The sequence below is a fragment of the Burkholderia cepacia complex sp. TUM26381 genome (assembly GCF_057439935.1).
Map to the genome: position 1 here is coordinate 377,918 of NZ_CM172007.1, position 15,411 is coordinate 393,328.

Sequence of the window (15,411 nt, forward strand, 5' to 3'; positions counted from 1 at the left end):
ATTCACGCATGGAGCCGTGTGATGTTTATCGGATTTCGTGGCGGCTGCCGATAATCGTAGCATCCGTCAACGACGAAGCTGCGAGGAAATCATCATGCGTTCCCGACACCTGCTGCTGGCGCTTGCGCCGCTTGTGCTGGCCGTTCCCGCGTTCGGCGCGGATACGGTCGTGGTGGGTTTTGCCGGCGCGCTCACGGGCGCCCAGGCACATTTCGGCGAGGACAGCGCGCGGGGCATCCGGCTCGCGATCGACGAAATCAACGCGGGCCATCCGAGCGTCGCCGGGCATCCGGTCACGTTCGCGCTCGACGCGCAGGACGATCAGGCCGACCCGAAGGTCGCGACGACGGTTGCGCAGCGTTTCGTCGACACGCACGTCAGCGCCGTGATCGGCCACCAGAATTCGGGGACGTCGATCGCCGTCGCGCGGCTCTATGCGACGGCGAACATCGCGGAACTGACGCCGTCGGCGACCAATCCGGCGTTCACGCGTCTCGGCTATCGCACCACGTTCCGGTTGCTCGCGAACGACGACTTTCTCGGGCAGGCTGTCGCCCGCTATGCGGTCGGGCAGTTGCATGCGCGCCGCATCGGCGTCGTCGACGATCGAACGGCGTACGGGCAAGGCATCGCAGACGTCTTCGTCGGCGCGCTCGGAACCTCCGGCGCAACCGTCGTTGCGCGCGAATACACGACCGACAAGGCGTTCGACTTCGGCGCACCGCTGACGCTGCTCAAGGGCCACGCGCCCGATGCGATCTTCTTCGGCGGCATGGATACGCAGGGCGGTCCGATGCTCAGGCAGATGAGGAAGTTGCGGATGGCCGCGCCGCTGCTGGGCGGCGACGGCCTGTGCACGCACGAGATCCTGAAGCTGGCCGGCGACGCGCTCGACGGCAACCTCGTGTGCGCGGACGGCGGCCGGAGCCTTGCGAAGATGCCGGGCGGCCCGGCCTTCGCGGCACGCTTCACGCAGAAATACGGCGCCCCCGTGCAGCTTTACGCGCCCTATGCGTACGACGCGATGATGGCCGTCTACCACGCGGTCCTGCTCGCGCAGTCCACCGATCCCGCGAAGATCGTCGATGCGCTGCATCGTGTCGACTTCCAGGGCGTGACCGGCCGGATTGCATTCGACGCGAACGGCGAACTGCGCAATCCGGCGGCAACGATTTCGACGTTCAAAGGCGGCAACAAGGTGACTTTGTCGGAGGTAGTCAAATGAATACGCGAATTCTTCCCGTGGGGACGGCATCGTTGCGCGCCGTCGCACGGCCGGTCGACGACGTTGCCGCTCCCGCGGTGCGCGAAGCGGCAGGCGCACTGCGCGCCGCGCTGCGTGCGTTTCGCGACGAACACGGCTTCGGTCGCGCGGTGGCCGCGCCGCAGATCGGCATCGGGCAGCGGATGATCGCGCTCGCGCTGAATGGCTGGCCCGACGTGATCGTGAACCCCGAGATCGTGTGGCGCAGCGACGCGCGGATGACGCTGTGGGACGACTGCATGTGCTTTCCGGATCTGTTCGTGCGCGTCGAGCGCCATGCGTCGGTGAGCGTGCGCTACACGACACTGGACGGCGAGCCGCATCAGCGCGACGCACTGTCGCCGGCCGAATCGGAGCTGATGCAGCACGAAATCGATCATCTCGACGGCAAGCTGTCGTTCGATCGTGCGGCCGGGCCGAATGCGGTCGTGCATCGGAGCGTGTTCGATGCCGATTCTCCGTCGTTCGCCGCGCAGGTCGACTACACGCCGAACGCTCCCGGGGAGACGCACATGGCACCGCATGGCATTCCGTCCGTCGAGGCTCCCGCGTTTCCGCAGGGCGCCGCCTACATGAACGGCCGCTTCATCCCGATCGCCGATGCGCGGGTATCGGTGCTCGACTGGGGTTTCCTGCATTCCGATGTCACGTACGACACCGTGCACGTATGGAACGGCCGCTTCTTCCGGCTCGACCAGCACATCGCGCGGTTCAGGCGCTCGCTTGCGAGGCTGCGGCTGAACGTGTCGCTGAGCGACGATGCGCTTCGCGACATCCTCGTCGAATGCGTGCGCCGCTCGGGCCTGCGCAATGCGTACGTCGAGATGCTGTGTACGCGCGGGGTATCGCCCACCTTCAGTCGCGACCCGCGCGACGCCGTGAACCAGTTCATCGCGTTCGCGGTGCCGTACGGCTCGGTTGCGAACGAGCGGCAACTGCGCGAGGGCCTGCACCTGCACCTGATCGACGACGTGCGGCGGATTCCCCCGGAATCGGTCGATCCGCAGATCAAGAATTACCACTGGCTCGACCTCGTCGCGGGGCTGCTGAAGGGCTATGACGCGGGTGCGGAGTCGGTCTTGCTGAGATGCACGGACGGCAGCATCGCGGAAGGGCCCGGGTTCAACGTGTTCGTCGTGCACGACGGCCGGCTGCGGACGCCCGACCGCGGCGTGCTGCACGGCATCACGCGGCAAAGCGTGTTCGAGCTGGCGGCGTCGATGGGCATCGACGCGCAGGCCGCGCGCATCGACGACGCGCAACTGCGCGACGCGGACGAAGTGTTCATCACATCGACGGCCGGCGGGATCATGCCCGTCACGCGGCTGAATGGCGCGGCGATCGGCGACGGCCGGCCGGGCCCGGTGACGCGCCGGCTGTTCGACGCGTACTGGGCGAAGCACGAGGATCCGGCGTGGAGCCTGGCGGTGGACGGCGCGACCGGCTGATCGCGGCGGCTCGGGCGCGATTTCCTTACCTGTCACGTAATCGACCGCCCGCGCGAGCCCGGCGACGATAGCGGCACGCGAACGCGAAACGTTCGCGGCCTCGTCCCCTCATCGACACAAGGAGCCTCGCCATGAACACCGTCCAATCCGCTTCGTCCGTTCATACCGACCTGATCGACCGCTACTTCGACGTATGGAACGAGTCCGACGCCGCGCGCCGCCGCGCGCTGATCGATGCGACCTACGCAAGCGACGCGGCGTATCGCGATCCGCTGATGGCCGGCGACGGCCACGCAGGCATCGACACGATGATTGCCGCCGTGCAGGAGCGCTTCCCGGCATACCGCTTCCGCCGCACGACCGACATCGATGCATTCGGCCAGTACTTGCGGTTCTCGTGGGCACTCGTGTCGCCCGACGGCGCGGCGATCGTGAAGGGCTCGGACTTCGGCACTGTCGACGCATCGGGCCGCCTCGCGTCGGTCACGGGTTTCATCGATGAAATGCCGGCCGCGGCGTCGTGACGCGAGCGGTGCATGCACAACAGCGGCCGGGATCGGGTAACGTTATGCGGTTTGTTCCTGATCCCGGAGACTAGCCGACATGCTGAAGAATCTCGACCCGCTGCTGCACGCCGACATCCTGCACACGCTGCGCGCGATGGGCCACGGTGACGAAATTGCGATCTGCGACGCGAATTTCCCGGCGGAATCCGTCGCGGAGCACACGGTGGTCGGCCGCGCGCTGCGGATCGACGGCGCCGATTCGGCGCGCGTCGTGCGCGCGGTGCTGTCCGTGTTGCCGCTCGACACGTTCGTCGACACGCCCGCCTGGCGGATGGAAGTCGTCGGCGACGCGGCCGCGGTGCCGCCCGTGCAGCGCGAGGTGCAGGCCGAGATCGATCGCGCGGAAGGGCGCGCGGTGCCGCTCGCGGGCATCGACCGTTTCGCGTTCTACGAACGCGCGCAACAGGCGTACGCGGTGATCGTCACCGGCGAGCTGCGCGGCTACGGCTGCTTCATCTTCAAGAAAGGCGTGCTGTTGAGCGACGCGGGCTGAACGTCCGCGTCGACGCCTTTTTCGTGCCGTCGCCAGCGGGCCGCGCGGCGGCCGCCGTGTAAAGATTTGCTACAACCTTTTTCTTGGACACGGCCGCAAGACCCTCTATGCTGGCCCATTTGCCGCGGGCCCCGCAGGGTTGCGCGGCCCGAGCTTCACGGGCGCGCCCCGTGCGGCCGGCCGAATTGCATACGAGGAGAGAGGCATGACGCGTTCCGTCGATTCCGGCGTCATTTTTTTCGCACGCCTGGCGCTGGCGGCGTTGTTCCTGTGGGGCGGCATCATGAAGCTGCTCGGCTACAGCGACTTCGTCGCGTATCTGCACGGGATGAACGTGCCCTATCAACAGGTCGTTGCGCCGATCGTCGTCGCGATCGAGGGGCTGGGCGGTCTGCTGCTGATCGTGGGCTACAAGGTTCGCCCGCTCGCGTTGGTGATGGCGGTCTACACGATCGCGACTGCAATGGTCGGGCACAATTTCTGGGACGCGACGAACGCCGCCGTCCAGCACGACATGGTGATCCACTTCTGGAAGAACGTGGCGATCGCCGGCGGCTTCCTGCTGCTGTTCGTCACCGGGGCCGGCGGCGCGAGCATCGACGCGCTGCGCCGGCCCAGTTCGTCGTACGGCGTGCTGCGTTGAACTGAGCCGATTCGCGCCGTCGCGCTGAAGCAAGACAAAAGGGCCGAATCCCGCACGTCGCGGGATTCGGCCCTTTGTTCATGAGGCCGGCGCGTGCGCGCCGACGTTCAGTGTGCGTCCTTCACGTCCTTCGCATCTTTCGAGAACTGCACGGCGATCGCGCCGAGCACGCAGATCACCGCGACATACACGACCGGTGCGAGCGGATTCGACTTCATCATCAGCGACACGATCACCGGCGTGAGACCGCCGAAGATCGCATAGGCGACGTTGTACGAGAACGAGATGCCCGAGAAGCGCACGACCGCCGGGAAGCTCTTGACCATCACGAACGGCACCGCGCCGATCGTGCCGACCATGAAGCCCGCGATCCCGTAGTAGAGCGGCAGCGTCGACGCGTCGGCCGCGACCTGCACGAACAGCAGGTAGTAGCACGCGGCGAGCCCGATGCCGCCGATGCCGAGCACGCGCTTCGCGCCGATCATGCCCGCGAGCGAACCGGCGGTGATGCAGCCGGCCGTCAGGCACAGCGTCGCGACGCTGTTCGCGAACAGCGTCGTCGCGGGCGTCAGGTGGAACTGCTTTTGCAGCAGCGCGGGCGTCATCAGGATCACGACGACGATCGCGGCCGACAGCATCCACGTGAGCAGCATCGACACGATCACCGCGCGGCCGTGGTCGCGCAGCACGGCCTTCAGCGGAATCTCGGCCGCGAGCGCCTTCTTCGCCTTCATCTCGGCGAACACCGGCGTTTCGTGCAGCCAGCGGCGCAGGTACACGGAGAACAGCCCGAACACGCCGCCGAGCAGGAACGGGATGCGCCACGCGAACGCGCCGACTTCGGCGGCCGAGTAGCGGCTGTTGATGCCGGCCGCGACGAGCGAGCCGAGCAGGATGCCGGCCGTGAGGCCTGCGGTCAGCGTGCCGCAGGCGTAGCCGATGTGGCGCGACGGCACGTGCTCGGACACGAACACCCACGCGCCCGGCACTTCGCCGCCGACCGCCGCGCCCTGCAGCACGCGGAACAGCAGCAGCAACACCGGCGCGAGGATGCCGATCGTGTCGTAGGTCGGCAGCAGGCCCATCAGCAGTGTCGGTACCGACATCATCAGCACGCTCAGCGTGAACATCCGCTTGCGGCCGAACAGGTCGCCGAAGTGCGCCATGATCACGCCGCCGAGCGGGCGCGCGAGATAGCCGGCCGCGAAGATGCCGAACGTCTGCAGCTGGCGCAGCCAGTCGGGAATGTCGTGCGGGAAGAAGAGTTGTCCTATCGCCGGCGCGAAGAACACGAAGATGATGAAGTCGTAGAACTCGAGGGCGCCGCCGAGTGCGGCAAGGCCAAGGGTCTTGTAGTCGCTGCGCGTGAGCGCGCGTTCGGCGGCGCGAGGCACGCCGCTCAATTCGGAAGCTTGCATGGTCAGGACGATCGGTTTTCGAATGTTGTTGTCGGTGCTGCGTCTCCAGGGCCCGCTATCGGCATGGACTGACAAGGCGCGGCTTGCATCGTCGAAGCGTGCCGCGTGCCGGGTGAGGCACGAAACACGCGCCGCCGCACCGGGATGGGGCGTGGCGGAGACGAAGCGTCAAAGCGGGTTGGGGGATTCTACAGGAGCGCGAAATGCCTGCGCGCGAGTGCGCGCCGAGGACGGCTTCGGACCAGGCAGCCGAAGCGTGCGCGGCGCGGGCGGCCGGTGAGCCGCCCGTGGGCCGTGCGAGAAGCGTGTGCGTATCAGCCGGTTCAGTTGCCGGCGATCGTATCGACCGGCTTGAACGCGCCGTGCTCGACCTTGTAGATCGTCACCGGTGCATCCCTCAGGTCGCCCTTCGGGTCGTACGCGATGCTCGGCGCCGACACGCCCTTGACCGACACCTTGCCGAGATACGGCGTGTACACCTTCGGATCGGTCGAGTTCGCGTCCTTCATCGCGGTGAGCAGCGCGATCGTGCCGTCATACGAGTAAGGCGAGTAGGTGATCACGTCTTCGTTGAAGCGCGCCTTGTAGCGTGCCGCGTAGCCGGAGAAGCCCGGCATCTTTTCCTTCGGCAGCCCGCCCATGTAGACGATCGCGCCCTCGGCCGCTTCGCCGCCGACCTTCAGGAACGTCGGCGAGCGCGACATCTCGCCCGTCACGAATGCCGCCTTCATCCCGAGCTGGCGCATCTTGCGGATCATCGGCGACGATTGCGCGTCGCCGCCGCCGTAGAAGATTGCGTCCGGATTGACGCCCTTCAGGTTGGTCAGGATCGCGGAAAAGTCGAGCGCCTTGTCGTTCGTGAAGTCGCGCTTGACGATCGTGCCGCCCGCCGCTTCCACCGCTTTCGCGAATTCGTCGGCGATGCCCTGGCCATAGGCCGTGCGGTCGTCGATGATCGCGATGCGCTTGAAGCGCAGCGTCTTCACCGCGTACGTGCCGACGATGCGGCCGGCCTGTGCGTCGCTCGTCAGCAGCCGGTAGGTCGTCTTGTAGCCGCGCGCCGTGTATTGCGGCGACGTCGCCATCGAGATCTGCGGCAGCCCGGCGCGGTCGTACAGGTCGGAGGCCGGAATGCTGGTGCCCGAGTTGAAGTGGCCGATGATCCCGCGGACGTTGTCGTCGATCAGCCGCTGCGCGACGGTCGTGCCGGTGCGCGGGTCGGCCTGGTCGTCCTGCGAATCGAGCTGGAACGTGACGGGCTTGCCGCCGATCGTCGGATGCGTCGCGTTGAAATCGGCGATCGCGAGCTGCACGCCCTTCTGCATGTCCGTGCCGTAATTCGACTGCGGGCCGGTCAGCGGTGCGGCGAAACCGATCTTGACGACGTCGGCGGCGATGGCGTGCGCGCCCGACAGTGCGCAGGCAGCGGCCAGCGCGACGTGCGATACCTTCAGCTTCACTTTCACTTCCCCTTGATGGCGTGGTTGGGCCGCCGCCGGCCTGCGGGCCGGCGCCGGTAAACCGGGCGAGACGGTTTGGTCGGCCGGCCGACGCAATGGCCGTTCAGGCGCGCCGCGTGCTGCCCGCGCTGTGCCGGAATCGGCGTGCGCGACGGCAGATGCCGCGGGCCGTGCGTGCCGATTGCTGCAGCGGCGGGACGTCGTCTCGTGACCGTGAAGCGAAGTCTAGATAGCGAAAATGCGGGCGTCTTGCGCGTTCGGTGCGCAGCCGGCGACGATATCGGCATATCGTCGATAACCCTGATATATGCCGAAATCGTCATGTCGAATGCGCAATCGCGCCAAGACGCGGGGCGTCCGCATTTTTAGCATGGTGGATTCGGGTGCATGATGCCGCCTGTGTCGACGCGCTGCGCCGGCAGCGGCGAAAGCGGAACGGCCGCCGGCCGCGCATGCGCTGCGCGGTGGTTGTGTGCGCAACCTGTGTGGTCGGCCGACGGCGTCGATCGGGATGCGCGGCATGCCCGGCCGACACCGCCAGCTTGCCTGCCCCGCGCTCGGCGCGACGCGATCGAAGGGGCGCTTCTATAATCGACGCCATCTGCCACTCGCTTCGCGGTTGCCGGGATGACGACCTTGCTTGCCGTACCGCCCATGAGCCTGTCCGAAACGTTGCGCTACCAGCCCGACAACGCCGATCTCGGCGCGATGCTTGCGCATTTCCGCCTGCTTGAACCCGTGTTCGACGCGCTGCCGGACGTCGCGTTCTTCGTGAAGGACGCGAGCGGCCGCTACGCGATCGTCAATCGCACGCTGGCGATGCGCTGCGGCTACAAGGACAAGCGCGACCTGCTCGGCAAGACGGCCGACGAAGTGTTTCCGCGCCGCTTCGGCCGCAGCTATTTCGAGCAGGACATGGCGACGATCAACGCCGGCCAGCAACTGATGGACCAGCTCGAGCTGCACCTGTATCCGGGCCGCCAGCCCGGCTGGTGCCTGACCTGCAAGGAGCCGCTGCGCGACGCCGCGGGCAGGGTGGTCGGCCTCGCGGGCATCTCGCGCGACCTGAAGGCGCACGAGGGATCGCACCCGGCGTACAGCCGGCTCGCCGACGTGGTCCAGCACATCCAGGATCACTACGTACAGCCGCTGAACCTGAAGCACCTCGCGCAGATGGCCGGGATGTCGGTCGCGCAGCTCGAGCGCTACTTCCACAAGGTGTTCCACCTGACGCCGCGCCAGGTGCTGCTGAAGACGCGGCTCGACGCGGCCACCGCGCTGCTCGTCACGCACGACAAGGTCACCGACGTCGCGGCGCTATGCGGCTATACGGATCACAGCGCGTTCACGCGCCAGTTCAAGGCGACGGTCGGCGTGACGCCGACGGAATACCGGTTGATGCTGCAGGAGCGGGCGGGGTAACGCGATTCGCCGGCCGGGCCGACGCATCGCAGGGATCGGGGTACTGCGGGGATACGGGGAAGCCGTGAAAACGGCGGCTCAGCGGTAGCCGAGCCCTTTCAGGACGGCGGTGCCGTCTTCGGTCAGCCGGAAGCTCGGGGCCGTATCGGGGTCGAGCTTGACCATCTCGACGAGGCCGGCTTCCTGCAACGCGGGCAGTTCGGGTTTGGCGTTCGCGCCGATCGGTGCATGCAGCAGCACGAGCAGCGTCGCGATTTCATGATGACTGAGCAGGCGGCGCAGCATCGTCTTCTTTGCAGGGGGCGCGGCCGGGCGGCCCGCGGGTGCTTCTACGGCGCTCATCGCTTTCCTCCTTTTCTGGATAAACCATCGGGTACTGGTTGCGGATGGTGCCGTCGAAGACTTAAGCGATTCTTAAAACCGTGGCAGGCGACGGGATGCTGCACTGCGGTACGGGTTACCGGATGTAACGCCATACGCGGCGCGGCTTGCGGCCCGATCGCGGCGAGCCGCGCGGGCGGGTCCGCGGCGCCGTGATTCACCACGATGGTGCGTGCGGGGTGCAGCCTTTTGCATCAGCCGCGGATCACGCCCATGCTCGCGGCCCGCGACTCCGATTCACATCCTTCCCTTATTTCCTGCGCTGCGCCTGCGCAGCGAGCCGCACGGCCGCGTTCGTCGCGCCGTAGCCGTCGTATGCGCCGCGCCGCTCGACGATCTCGAGCGAGAAGCGGTTGTCGACCAGTTCCGTATACGCGTGCAGGAATTCGCCGCCGTGCTCGTCCCGGTCGTACAGCAGGTGGTGCGCGCTCAGCGTGTCGATCAGGTCGTCCGGCAGCGCGTAGCGCGCGGCGAGATCGTCGTAGTAATTGGGCGGAATGCGCAGGAACGGCACGCCGTCGGCCGCGAATGCGGCGACCGTCTTCACGATGTCGTCCGTGCGGAACGCGACGTGGTTCAGCCCCGTGCCGTGGTAGCGGTCGAGCGACTCGGCGACGGCCGTATGGCGGTCGACCGATGCGTTCAGCGCGATCCGCACCGAGCCGTCGGCGCTGCGCACCGCGCGACTGCGCATCAGCCCGTACGGATCGGGCACGAGCCAGCTGCGCTCGGCCTCGAAGCCGAACGCCGTCTTGAAGAACAGGATCCACGTGTCGAGCGCATCGGCCGGCAGCGCGAGGCACACGTGGTCGATGCCCGTCAGCGGGCCGACTTCGCTCGGGCCGTCGATGTCGGTCAGCACGAAGTCCGATTCGTACAGCGTCGGCGCGTTCGGCGCTTCGTCGACGAAATATTCGAGGCTGCCGTCCGGCGCCTGCACGCTCGGCAGCACGCGCTCGTTCGGCCCGACGCGGCCCGAGAACGGCGCATAGCCGAAGCCGGCCGCGCGTTCGAACGCCACCTTCGCGTCGTCGACGCGGAATGCCGACGCGCACAGCGACAGCCCGTGCTGCTGGAAGAACGCATCGGCGAACGAGTCGCGCTCGGCGTTCAGCACGATCGACGCGGCGCCGTGCTGGAACAGCGTCACGTCCTTCGAGCGATGCCGGCCGGCGAGCCGGAAGCGCATCCGGCCGAGCCATTCGGCGACGGTCGCCGCCGCCTGGGCGTCGACCGCGAATTCGATGAACTGGAATCCGACGTGCGCGGGCGGCGCCGGCGGCGCGAACAGCGGCTGGCCGGCGGCCGGCGCGCGGCTGTCCTGCGCGAGCCGCGTGCGGGTCAGCTCTTCCAGATAGAGCAGCGAGCGATGGCCGTCGGCGGCTGTGATCGCGGTCGGCGCCGCGCGGAAGCCGTCGTTGAAGATTTCGAGCGACAGCGGCCCCGTATAGCCCGACTCGATCACCCGCGCGGTGAACCGTGCGAGGTCGAAGTCGCCCTGGCCCGGGAACGAGCGGTAGTGGCGGCTCCATTCGAGCACGTCCATCGCGAGCTTCGGCGCATCGGCGATCTGCACGAACGCGATCCGGTCGCCGGGGATGTCGGCGATCGCATCCGGCGAATCGTCGAGCGACAGCGTGTGGAAGCTGTCGAGCGCGAGGCCGAGGTGCGGGCTGTTCACCGCATTCACGAGTGTCCATGCATGGCCGTACCGCTTCACGACGCGGCCCCACGCGAGCGCTTCGTACGCGGCGACCACGCCGGCCTCCCGCGCCGCTTCGGCGAGTGCGCCGAGCTGGTCGACGAGCAGCCCGTCGTCGGCGATCGTGTCGGCCGACACATTGCTGCAGACGAGGATGCGGTCGGTGCCGAGCGCATGCATCACGTCGAACTTGCGCTTGATCCGGTCGAGGTTGCGCGCGAGCTGGGCCGCGCTGACGCCCTCGAAGTCGCGAAACGGCTGGAACAGCACGATGTCGAGGCCGAGATCGGCGGCCATGCGCCGGACGTCGGCCGGCGATCCGTCGAAGTAAACGAGGTCGTTTTCGAAGATTTCGACGCCGTCGAAGCCCGCTGCCTGGATGGCGGCGAGCTTCTCGGCGAGCGTGCCGGACAGTGACACGGTGGCAATCGAACGCTGCATGGCGATTCCTGCGGATGAGCGGGGCATGGCGTCGATCGAACCGGCCCTGAATGAACCAGTCATTGAGTCCCGGCGCACGCCATATCCCGAATTTACTGGGCTAGTGGTGCGTATTGTACAAACTAACTAGGTGGTACAAATTAGCGAAAACCCGAAAAGACAGCCCGCATTCACGAGCGCACACTAGCGCCAAATTCCGATGTTTTCGGGGCGGCGCCGGTCCTGGTCCGCCCCTGTTTCAGGAGCAGAATCACCATGAGCAAGCACAAGGTGCTGGTGCTGAACGGCCCGAACCTGAACCTGCTGGGGACCCGCGAGCCCCACATCTACGGCGCGGAAACGCTCGCCGACGTCGAGCAGCGCTGCTGCACGGCAGGCGAGGCGCTCGGGCTGGAGATCGAGTTCCGCCAGTCGAACGCCGAGCATCAACTGATCGACTGGCTGCATGCCGCGCGCCTCGACACGGACGGTATCGTGATCAACCCGGCCGCCTATACGCATACGTCGGTCGCGCTGGCCGACGCGCTTTCCGCGATCGCGAAGCCGGTGATCGAAGTGCATATCTCGAACGTGCATCGCCGCGAGGCGTTTCGCCACCATTCGTATGTGTCGGCGGTCGCCGAAGCCGTGATCTGCGGCTGCGGCACCGAAGGCTACGTGTTCGCACTGCAGCGTCTGGCGACGCTGTTCGCGCAGGGAGCCGCACGATGAGCCGCCCGTCGTTTCTGATCGGCCTGATCGGCCAGGGCATCGGCGGTTCGCTGTCGCCCGCGATGCACGAGGAAGAAGGCTTCCGCCAGGGCTTCGGCTACGTGTACCGGCGCATCGATCTCGATGCGCTCGGCGTGACCGTCGACGCACTGCCGCAACTGCTCGATGCCGCGCAGCGGATGGGCTACAACGGGCTGAACATCACGCACCCGTGCAAGCAGCGCGTGATCGAACACCTCGACGCGCTGTCGGACGACGCGCGCGCGCTCGGCGCGGTGAACACCGTGCTGTTCAAGGACGGCAAGCGGATCGGCCACAACACCGACTGGTCGGGCTTCGCGAAATCGTTCCGCCGCGGGTTGCCCGACGCGTCGCTCGAGCGTGTCGTCCAGCTCGGTGCGGGCGGCGCGGGCGCGGCCGTGGCCCATGCAGCGCTGCAGATGGGTGCGGCCGGACTGACGATTTTCGATGTCGACGGCACGCGTGCCACCTCGCTCGCGGCTGAACTCCAGCAACGTTTCCCCGCGGCACGGGTCGTGCCGGGCGGCGATCTCGCGGCCGCGATGCGCGCCGCGACGGGCCTGATCCACGCAACGCCGACCGGCATGGCCAAGCATCCGGGCCTGCCGCTGCCGGCCGAGCTGCTCCATGCGGGCATGTGGGTGGCCGACATCGTGTATTTCCCGCTCGAAACCGAACTGATCCACGCCGCGCGCGGGGCCGGCTGCGCCACGCTGCCGGGCGGCGGGATGGCCGTCTACCAGGCCGTCGACGCGTTCGAGATCTTCACCGGACGCACGCCCGACGCCGAGCGGATGTTCGATCACTTTCAGTCGCTCGTCGGGCGCTGACCCCTTACAGAAAGAGAGACCAGGAGACGACCATGCAGCACACCACCCATACGAGCGCCGCGCCGGCGCAGGCGTCCGGCACCGTCCGGCGCACCTCGGCGCGCTACAAGATTCTCGCGCTGCTCGCGATCGGCACGATGATCAACTATCTCGACCGTACGGTGCTGGGGGTGGCTGCGCCGCAGCTCACCAAGGAGCTCGGCATCAACGCGGCCGTGATGGGCATCATGTTTTCCGCGTTTTCGTGGACGTACGTGGCCGCGCAGGTGCCGGGCGGCCTCTTTCTCGACCGTTTCGGCAGCAAGGTCACCTATTACTGGTCGATGACGCTGTGGTCGCTGTGCACGTTCCTGCAGGGCTTCGTGCCCGGCGTCGCAACGCTGCTCGCCTGCCGTCTCGGCCTCGGCGTCGCGGAGGCGCCGTGCTTCCCGACCAACAGCCGCGTCGTCGCGACGTGGTTCCCGCAGAACGAACGTGCGATGGCGACGGGTACCTACACCGTCGGCGAGTACATCGGCCTCGCGTTCTTCAGCCCGGTGCTGTTCGCGCTGATGGGGGCGTTCGGCTGGCGCTCGCTGTTCTGGGTCGTCGGTGCGGTCGGGATCGTGTTCGGCCTGGTCTGGTGGAAGTTCTATTACGAGCCGCGCAATCATCCGGGCGCGAATTCGGAGGAGCTGGCCTATATCGAGGCGGGCGGCGGCCTGGTGCACGGCGTGCGCAAGGACGGTGACAAAGCTGGCAAGGGCGCGAAGGGCGAGCAGAAGTCGTTCAGCTGGGCGATGGCCGGCAAACTGCTGAAGAAGCGCCAGCTCGCGGGTATCTGTCTCGGCCAGTTCGCCGGCAACTCGACGCTCGTGTTCTTCCTGACCTGGTTCCCGACCTACCTCGCAACCGAGCGCCACATGGGCTGGCTGAAGATCGGCTTCTTCGCGGTGATGCCGTTCATCGCCGCGTCGGTCGGCGTGATGTTCGGCGGGATCTTCTCCGACTGGCTGCTCCGCCGCGGCAAGTCCGCGAACCTCGCGCGCAAGCTGCCGATCATCGCGGGCCTGCTGCTCGCGTCGACGATCATTCTCGCGAACTACGTGAAGAGCAACGAGGCCGTGATCGCGATCATGTCGGTTGCGTTCTTCGCGCAGGGCATGGCCGCGCTCGGCTGGACGCTCGTGTCGGACATCGCGCCGGACGGCCTGCTCGGCGTGACGGGCGGCATCTTCAACTTCGCGGCGAACCTCGCGGGCATCGTCACGCCGCTGGTCGTCGGCTTCATCGTCGCGTCGACCGGCTCGTTCGTCGGCGCGCTCGTGTTCATCGGCGTGATCGCGCTGGTCGGTGCGCTGTCGTACATCTTCGTCGTCGGCGACATCAAGCGGATCGAACTGTAAGCACCGGCTCCACGCACATCCAGTGCGTTAGCCCGGCGGCCAACCGGCTGCCGGGCTTTTTTGTTTGCGGCGCCGGCTGGCATGCCGGCCGGCGCATTGCGCTTACGCGCGTTGCACGGCGATGCCGAGCGATTCGACCGCCTGCGCGATCGCCGCGACCGCACGCCGGATATCGCCCGAATCGATTGCACCGATGCAGCCGACGCGGAACGTCTCGAGCTGCGTGAGCTTGCCCGGATACAGGATGAAGCCGGCATCGCGCACCGCGTCGTAGAAGCGGCGGAAATCGTAGGCCGGATGGTCGGGCGCATGGAACGTGACGATCACCGGCGCCTGCACGCTCGTGCCGAGGAACGGCACGAAGCCGAGCGCACGCATCGATTCGACCAGCGTCCGGCAGTTGTCCGCGTAGCGCGCGCCGCGCGCCGGCTGGCCGCCTTCGGCGAGGTACTGGTCGAGCGCGGCGCGCAGCGCGGCGATCACGTGCGTCGGCGGCGTGAAGCGCCACTGGCCCGTCTTGCGCAGGTACGCGTACTGGTCGTGAAGATCGAGCGCGAGCGACGGCGAGTTGCCTTCGCATGCGTCGAGCGCATCGCGCCGCACGATCGCGAACCCCATCCCCGGCACGCCTTCGAGGCATTTGCCGCTCGCCGAGACCAGCGCATCGATGCCGCTGTCCGCGAGCGCGATCGGCAACGCGCCGAACGAACTCATCGCGTCGACGATCAGCCGCTTGCCGTGGCGCCGGCACGCGGCCGCGATCGCATCGAGCGGATTCAGGATCCCGGCGCTCGTTTCCAGATGCACGAGCGCGACGTGCGTGATGCGCGGCTCGCGCGCGAACGCGGCCTCGACCGCCGCCGCGTCGACGGCCGCGTCCTCGCCGAACGGCAGCGCGATCGCGTCGATGCCGAGCCGGCCGAGGATCTTCAGGATGCGTGCGCAATACGCGCCGTTGTCGGGTACGAGCACGACGCCGTCGCGCGGCACCAGCGTACCGAGCGCGGCTTCGACCGAGAACGTGCCGCTGCCCTGCATCGGCACGCATACGTACTCGTCACCCCCTTTCGCGATCGTGACGAGGTCGGCGCAGACGCTGGCCGTCAGTTGATTGAAAGCGGCGTCCCACGAGCCCCAGTCATGTTGCATTGCGTGGCGGGTTGTGGCGGACGTGGTGAGCGGGCCGGGCGTGAGCAGAATCGGGTCGGGCATGGTTTTTCTCCAGC

The 15,411-nt window shown here is 67.4% G+C and carries 14 protein-coding genes; 9 read left to right on the forward strand and 5 right to left on the reverse strand.

Annotation, left to right across the window (positions count from 1 at the left end; translation table 11 throughout):
- Positions 1–94 precede the first annotated feature (94 nt).
- The 5 genes from ACWMMN_RS18560 to ACWMMN_RS18580 all read left to right on the forward strand — a co-directional run bounded on the left by ACWMMN_RS18560 (position 95) and on the right by ACWMMN_RS18580 (position 4,414).
- Positions 95–1,225, forward strand: a complete 1,131-nt coding sequence (locus tag ACWMMN_RS18560; protein ID WP_340625662.1) for a branched-chain amino acid ABC transporter substrate-binding protein — start codon at positions 95–97, stop codon at positions 1,223–1,225.
- Positions 1,222–2,712 carry an aminotransferase class IV gene (locus tag ACWMMN_RS18565; protein ID WP_486423761.1) on the forward strand — a complete coding sequence of 497 codons (1,491 nt, stop codon included), beginning with the start codon at positions 1,222–1,224 and terminating at the stop codon, positions 2,710–2,712. The genes ACWMMN_RS18560 and ACWMMN_RS18565 overlap by 4 nt, the downstream gene beginning before the upstream one ends.
- 131 nt (positions 2,713–2,843) lie before the next feature.
- Positions 2,844–3,236 (forward strand): nuclear transport factor 2 family protein, encoded by a 393-nt coding sequence (locus ACWMMN_RS18570; protein ID WP_059238858.1) that lies wholly within the window; start codon positions 2,844–2,846, stop codon positions 3,234–3,236.
- Between the two features lie 79 nt (positions 3,237–3,315).
- Entirely contained in the window at positions 3,316–3,771 is a 456-nt protein-coding gene (locus tag ACWMMN_RS18575) for an RbsD/FucU family protein (RefSeq protein ID WP_021159305.1), read from the forward strand.
- 205 nt (positions 3,772–3,976) lie between these two features.
- A complete protein-coding gene (locus ACWMMN_RS18580; RefSeq protein WP_059238860.1) occupies positions 3,977–4,414 on the forward strand; it encodes a DoxX family protein in 438 nt (145 codons plus the stop codon).
- A gap of 107 nt (positions 4,415–4,521) precedes the next feature.
- Here the strand turns inward: ACWMMN_RS18580 and ACWMMN_RS18585 are convergent, their stop codons facing one another.
- Both ACWMMN_RS18585 and ACWMMN_RS18590 read right to left on the reverse strand, forming a co-directional pair.
- Positions 4,522–5,832, reverse strand: a complete 1,311-nt coding sequence (locus tag ACWMMN_RS18585; RefSeq protein ID WP_059238862.1) for an MFS transporter — start codon at positions 5,830–5,832, stop codon at positions 4,522–4,524.
- Between the two features lie 323 nt (positions 5,833–6,155).
- Positions 6,156–7,292 carry a branched-chain amino acid ABC transporter substrate-binding protein gene (locus ACWMMN_RS18590; protein WP_059240898.1) on the reverse strand — a complete coding sequence of 379 codons (1,137 nt, stop codon included), beginning with the start codon at positions 7,290–7,292 and terminating at the stop codon, positions 6,156–6,158.
- Between the two features lie 627 nt (positions 7,293–7,919).
- Between ACWMMN_RS18590 and ACWMMN_RS18595 the strand changes: the two genes are divergently transcribed.
- Complete coding sequence (locus ACWMMN_RS18595; protein ID WP_059238864.1) at positions 7,920–8,714, forward strand: AraC family transcriptional regulator; 795 nt, start codon at positions 7,920–7,922, stop codon at positions 8,712–8,714.
- Positions 8,715–8,792: 78 nt separating this feature from the next.
- On the opposite strand, the gene ACWMMN_RS18600 is transcribed toward ACWMMN_RS18595, so the two are convergent.
- The gene (locus ACWMMN_RS18600; protein WP_006489463.1) at positions 8,793–9,056 is read right to left on the reverse strand and encodes a hypothetical protein; all 264 of its coding nucleotides are present in this window, start codon (positions 9,054–9,056) and stop codon (positions 8,793–8,795) included.
- Positions 9,057–9,345: 289 nt separating this feature from the next.
- Complete coding sequence (locus ACWMMN_RS18605) at positions 9,346–11,238, reverse strand: bifunctional sugar phosphate isomerase/epimerase/4-hydroxyphenylpyruvate dioxygenase family protein (RefSeq protein WP_486423762.1); 1,893 nt, start codon at positions 11,236–11,238, stop codon at positions 9,346–9,348.
- Positions 11,239–11,493: 255 nt separating this feature from the next.
- On the opposite strand from ACWMMN_RS18605, the gene aroQ reads away from it, so the two are divergent.
- Genes aroQ through ACWMMN_RS18620 form a run of 3 tightly spaced genes read left to right on the forward strand, consistent with a single transcriptional unit; the run spans position 11,494 to position 14,185 of the window.
- Positions 11,494–11,949, forward strand: coding sequence for a type II 3-dehydroquinate dehydratase (aroQ, locus tag ACWMMN_RS18610; RefSeq protein ID WP_174993695.1), 456 nt, complete (start codon positions 11,494–11,496; stop codon positions 11,947–11,949).
- A complete protein-coding gene (locus ACWMMN_RS18615; RefSeq protein ID WP_486423763.1) occupies positions 11,946–12,800 on the forward strand; it encodes a shikimate dehydrogenase in 855 nt (284 codons plus the stop codon). Before aroQ ends, ACWMMN_RS18615 begins: the two co-directional genes overlap by 4 nt.
- A 32-nt stretch (positions 12,801–12,832) precedes the next feature.
- The gene (locus ACWMMN_RS18620; protein ID WP_059238871.1) at positions 12,833–14,185 is read left to right on the forward strand and encodes an MFS transporter; all 1,353 of its coding nucleotides are present in this window, start codon (positions 12,833–12,835) and stop codon (positions 14,183–14,185) included.
- A 102-nt stretch (positions 14,186–14,287) separates the two neighbouring features.
- On the opposite strand, the gene ACWMMN_RS18625 is transcribed toward ACWMMN_RS18620, so the two are convergent.
- Positions 14,288–15,397: a 2-aminoethylphosphonate--pyruvate transaminase gene (locus ACWMMN_RS18625; RefSeq protein ID WP_486423764.1), complete on the reverse strand. Its 1,110-nt coding sequence runs from the start codon at positions 15,395–15,397 to the stop codon at positions 14,288–14,290.
- Between the last annotated feature and the right edge of the window lie 14 nt (positions 15,398–15,411).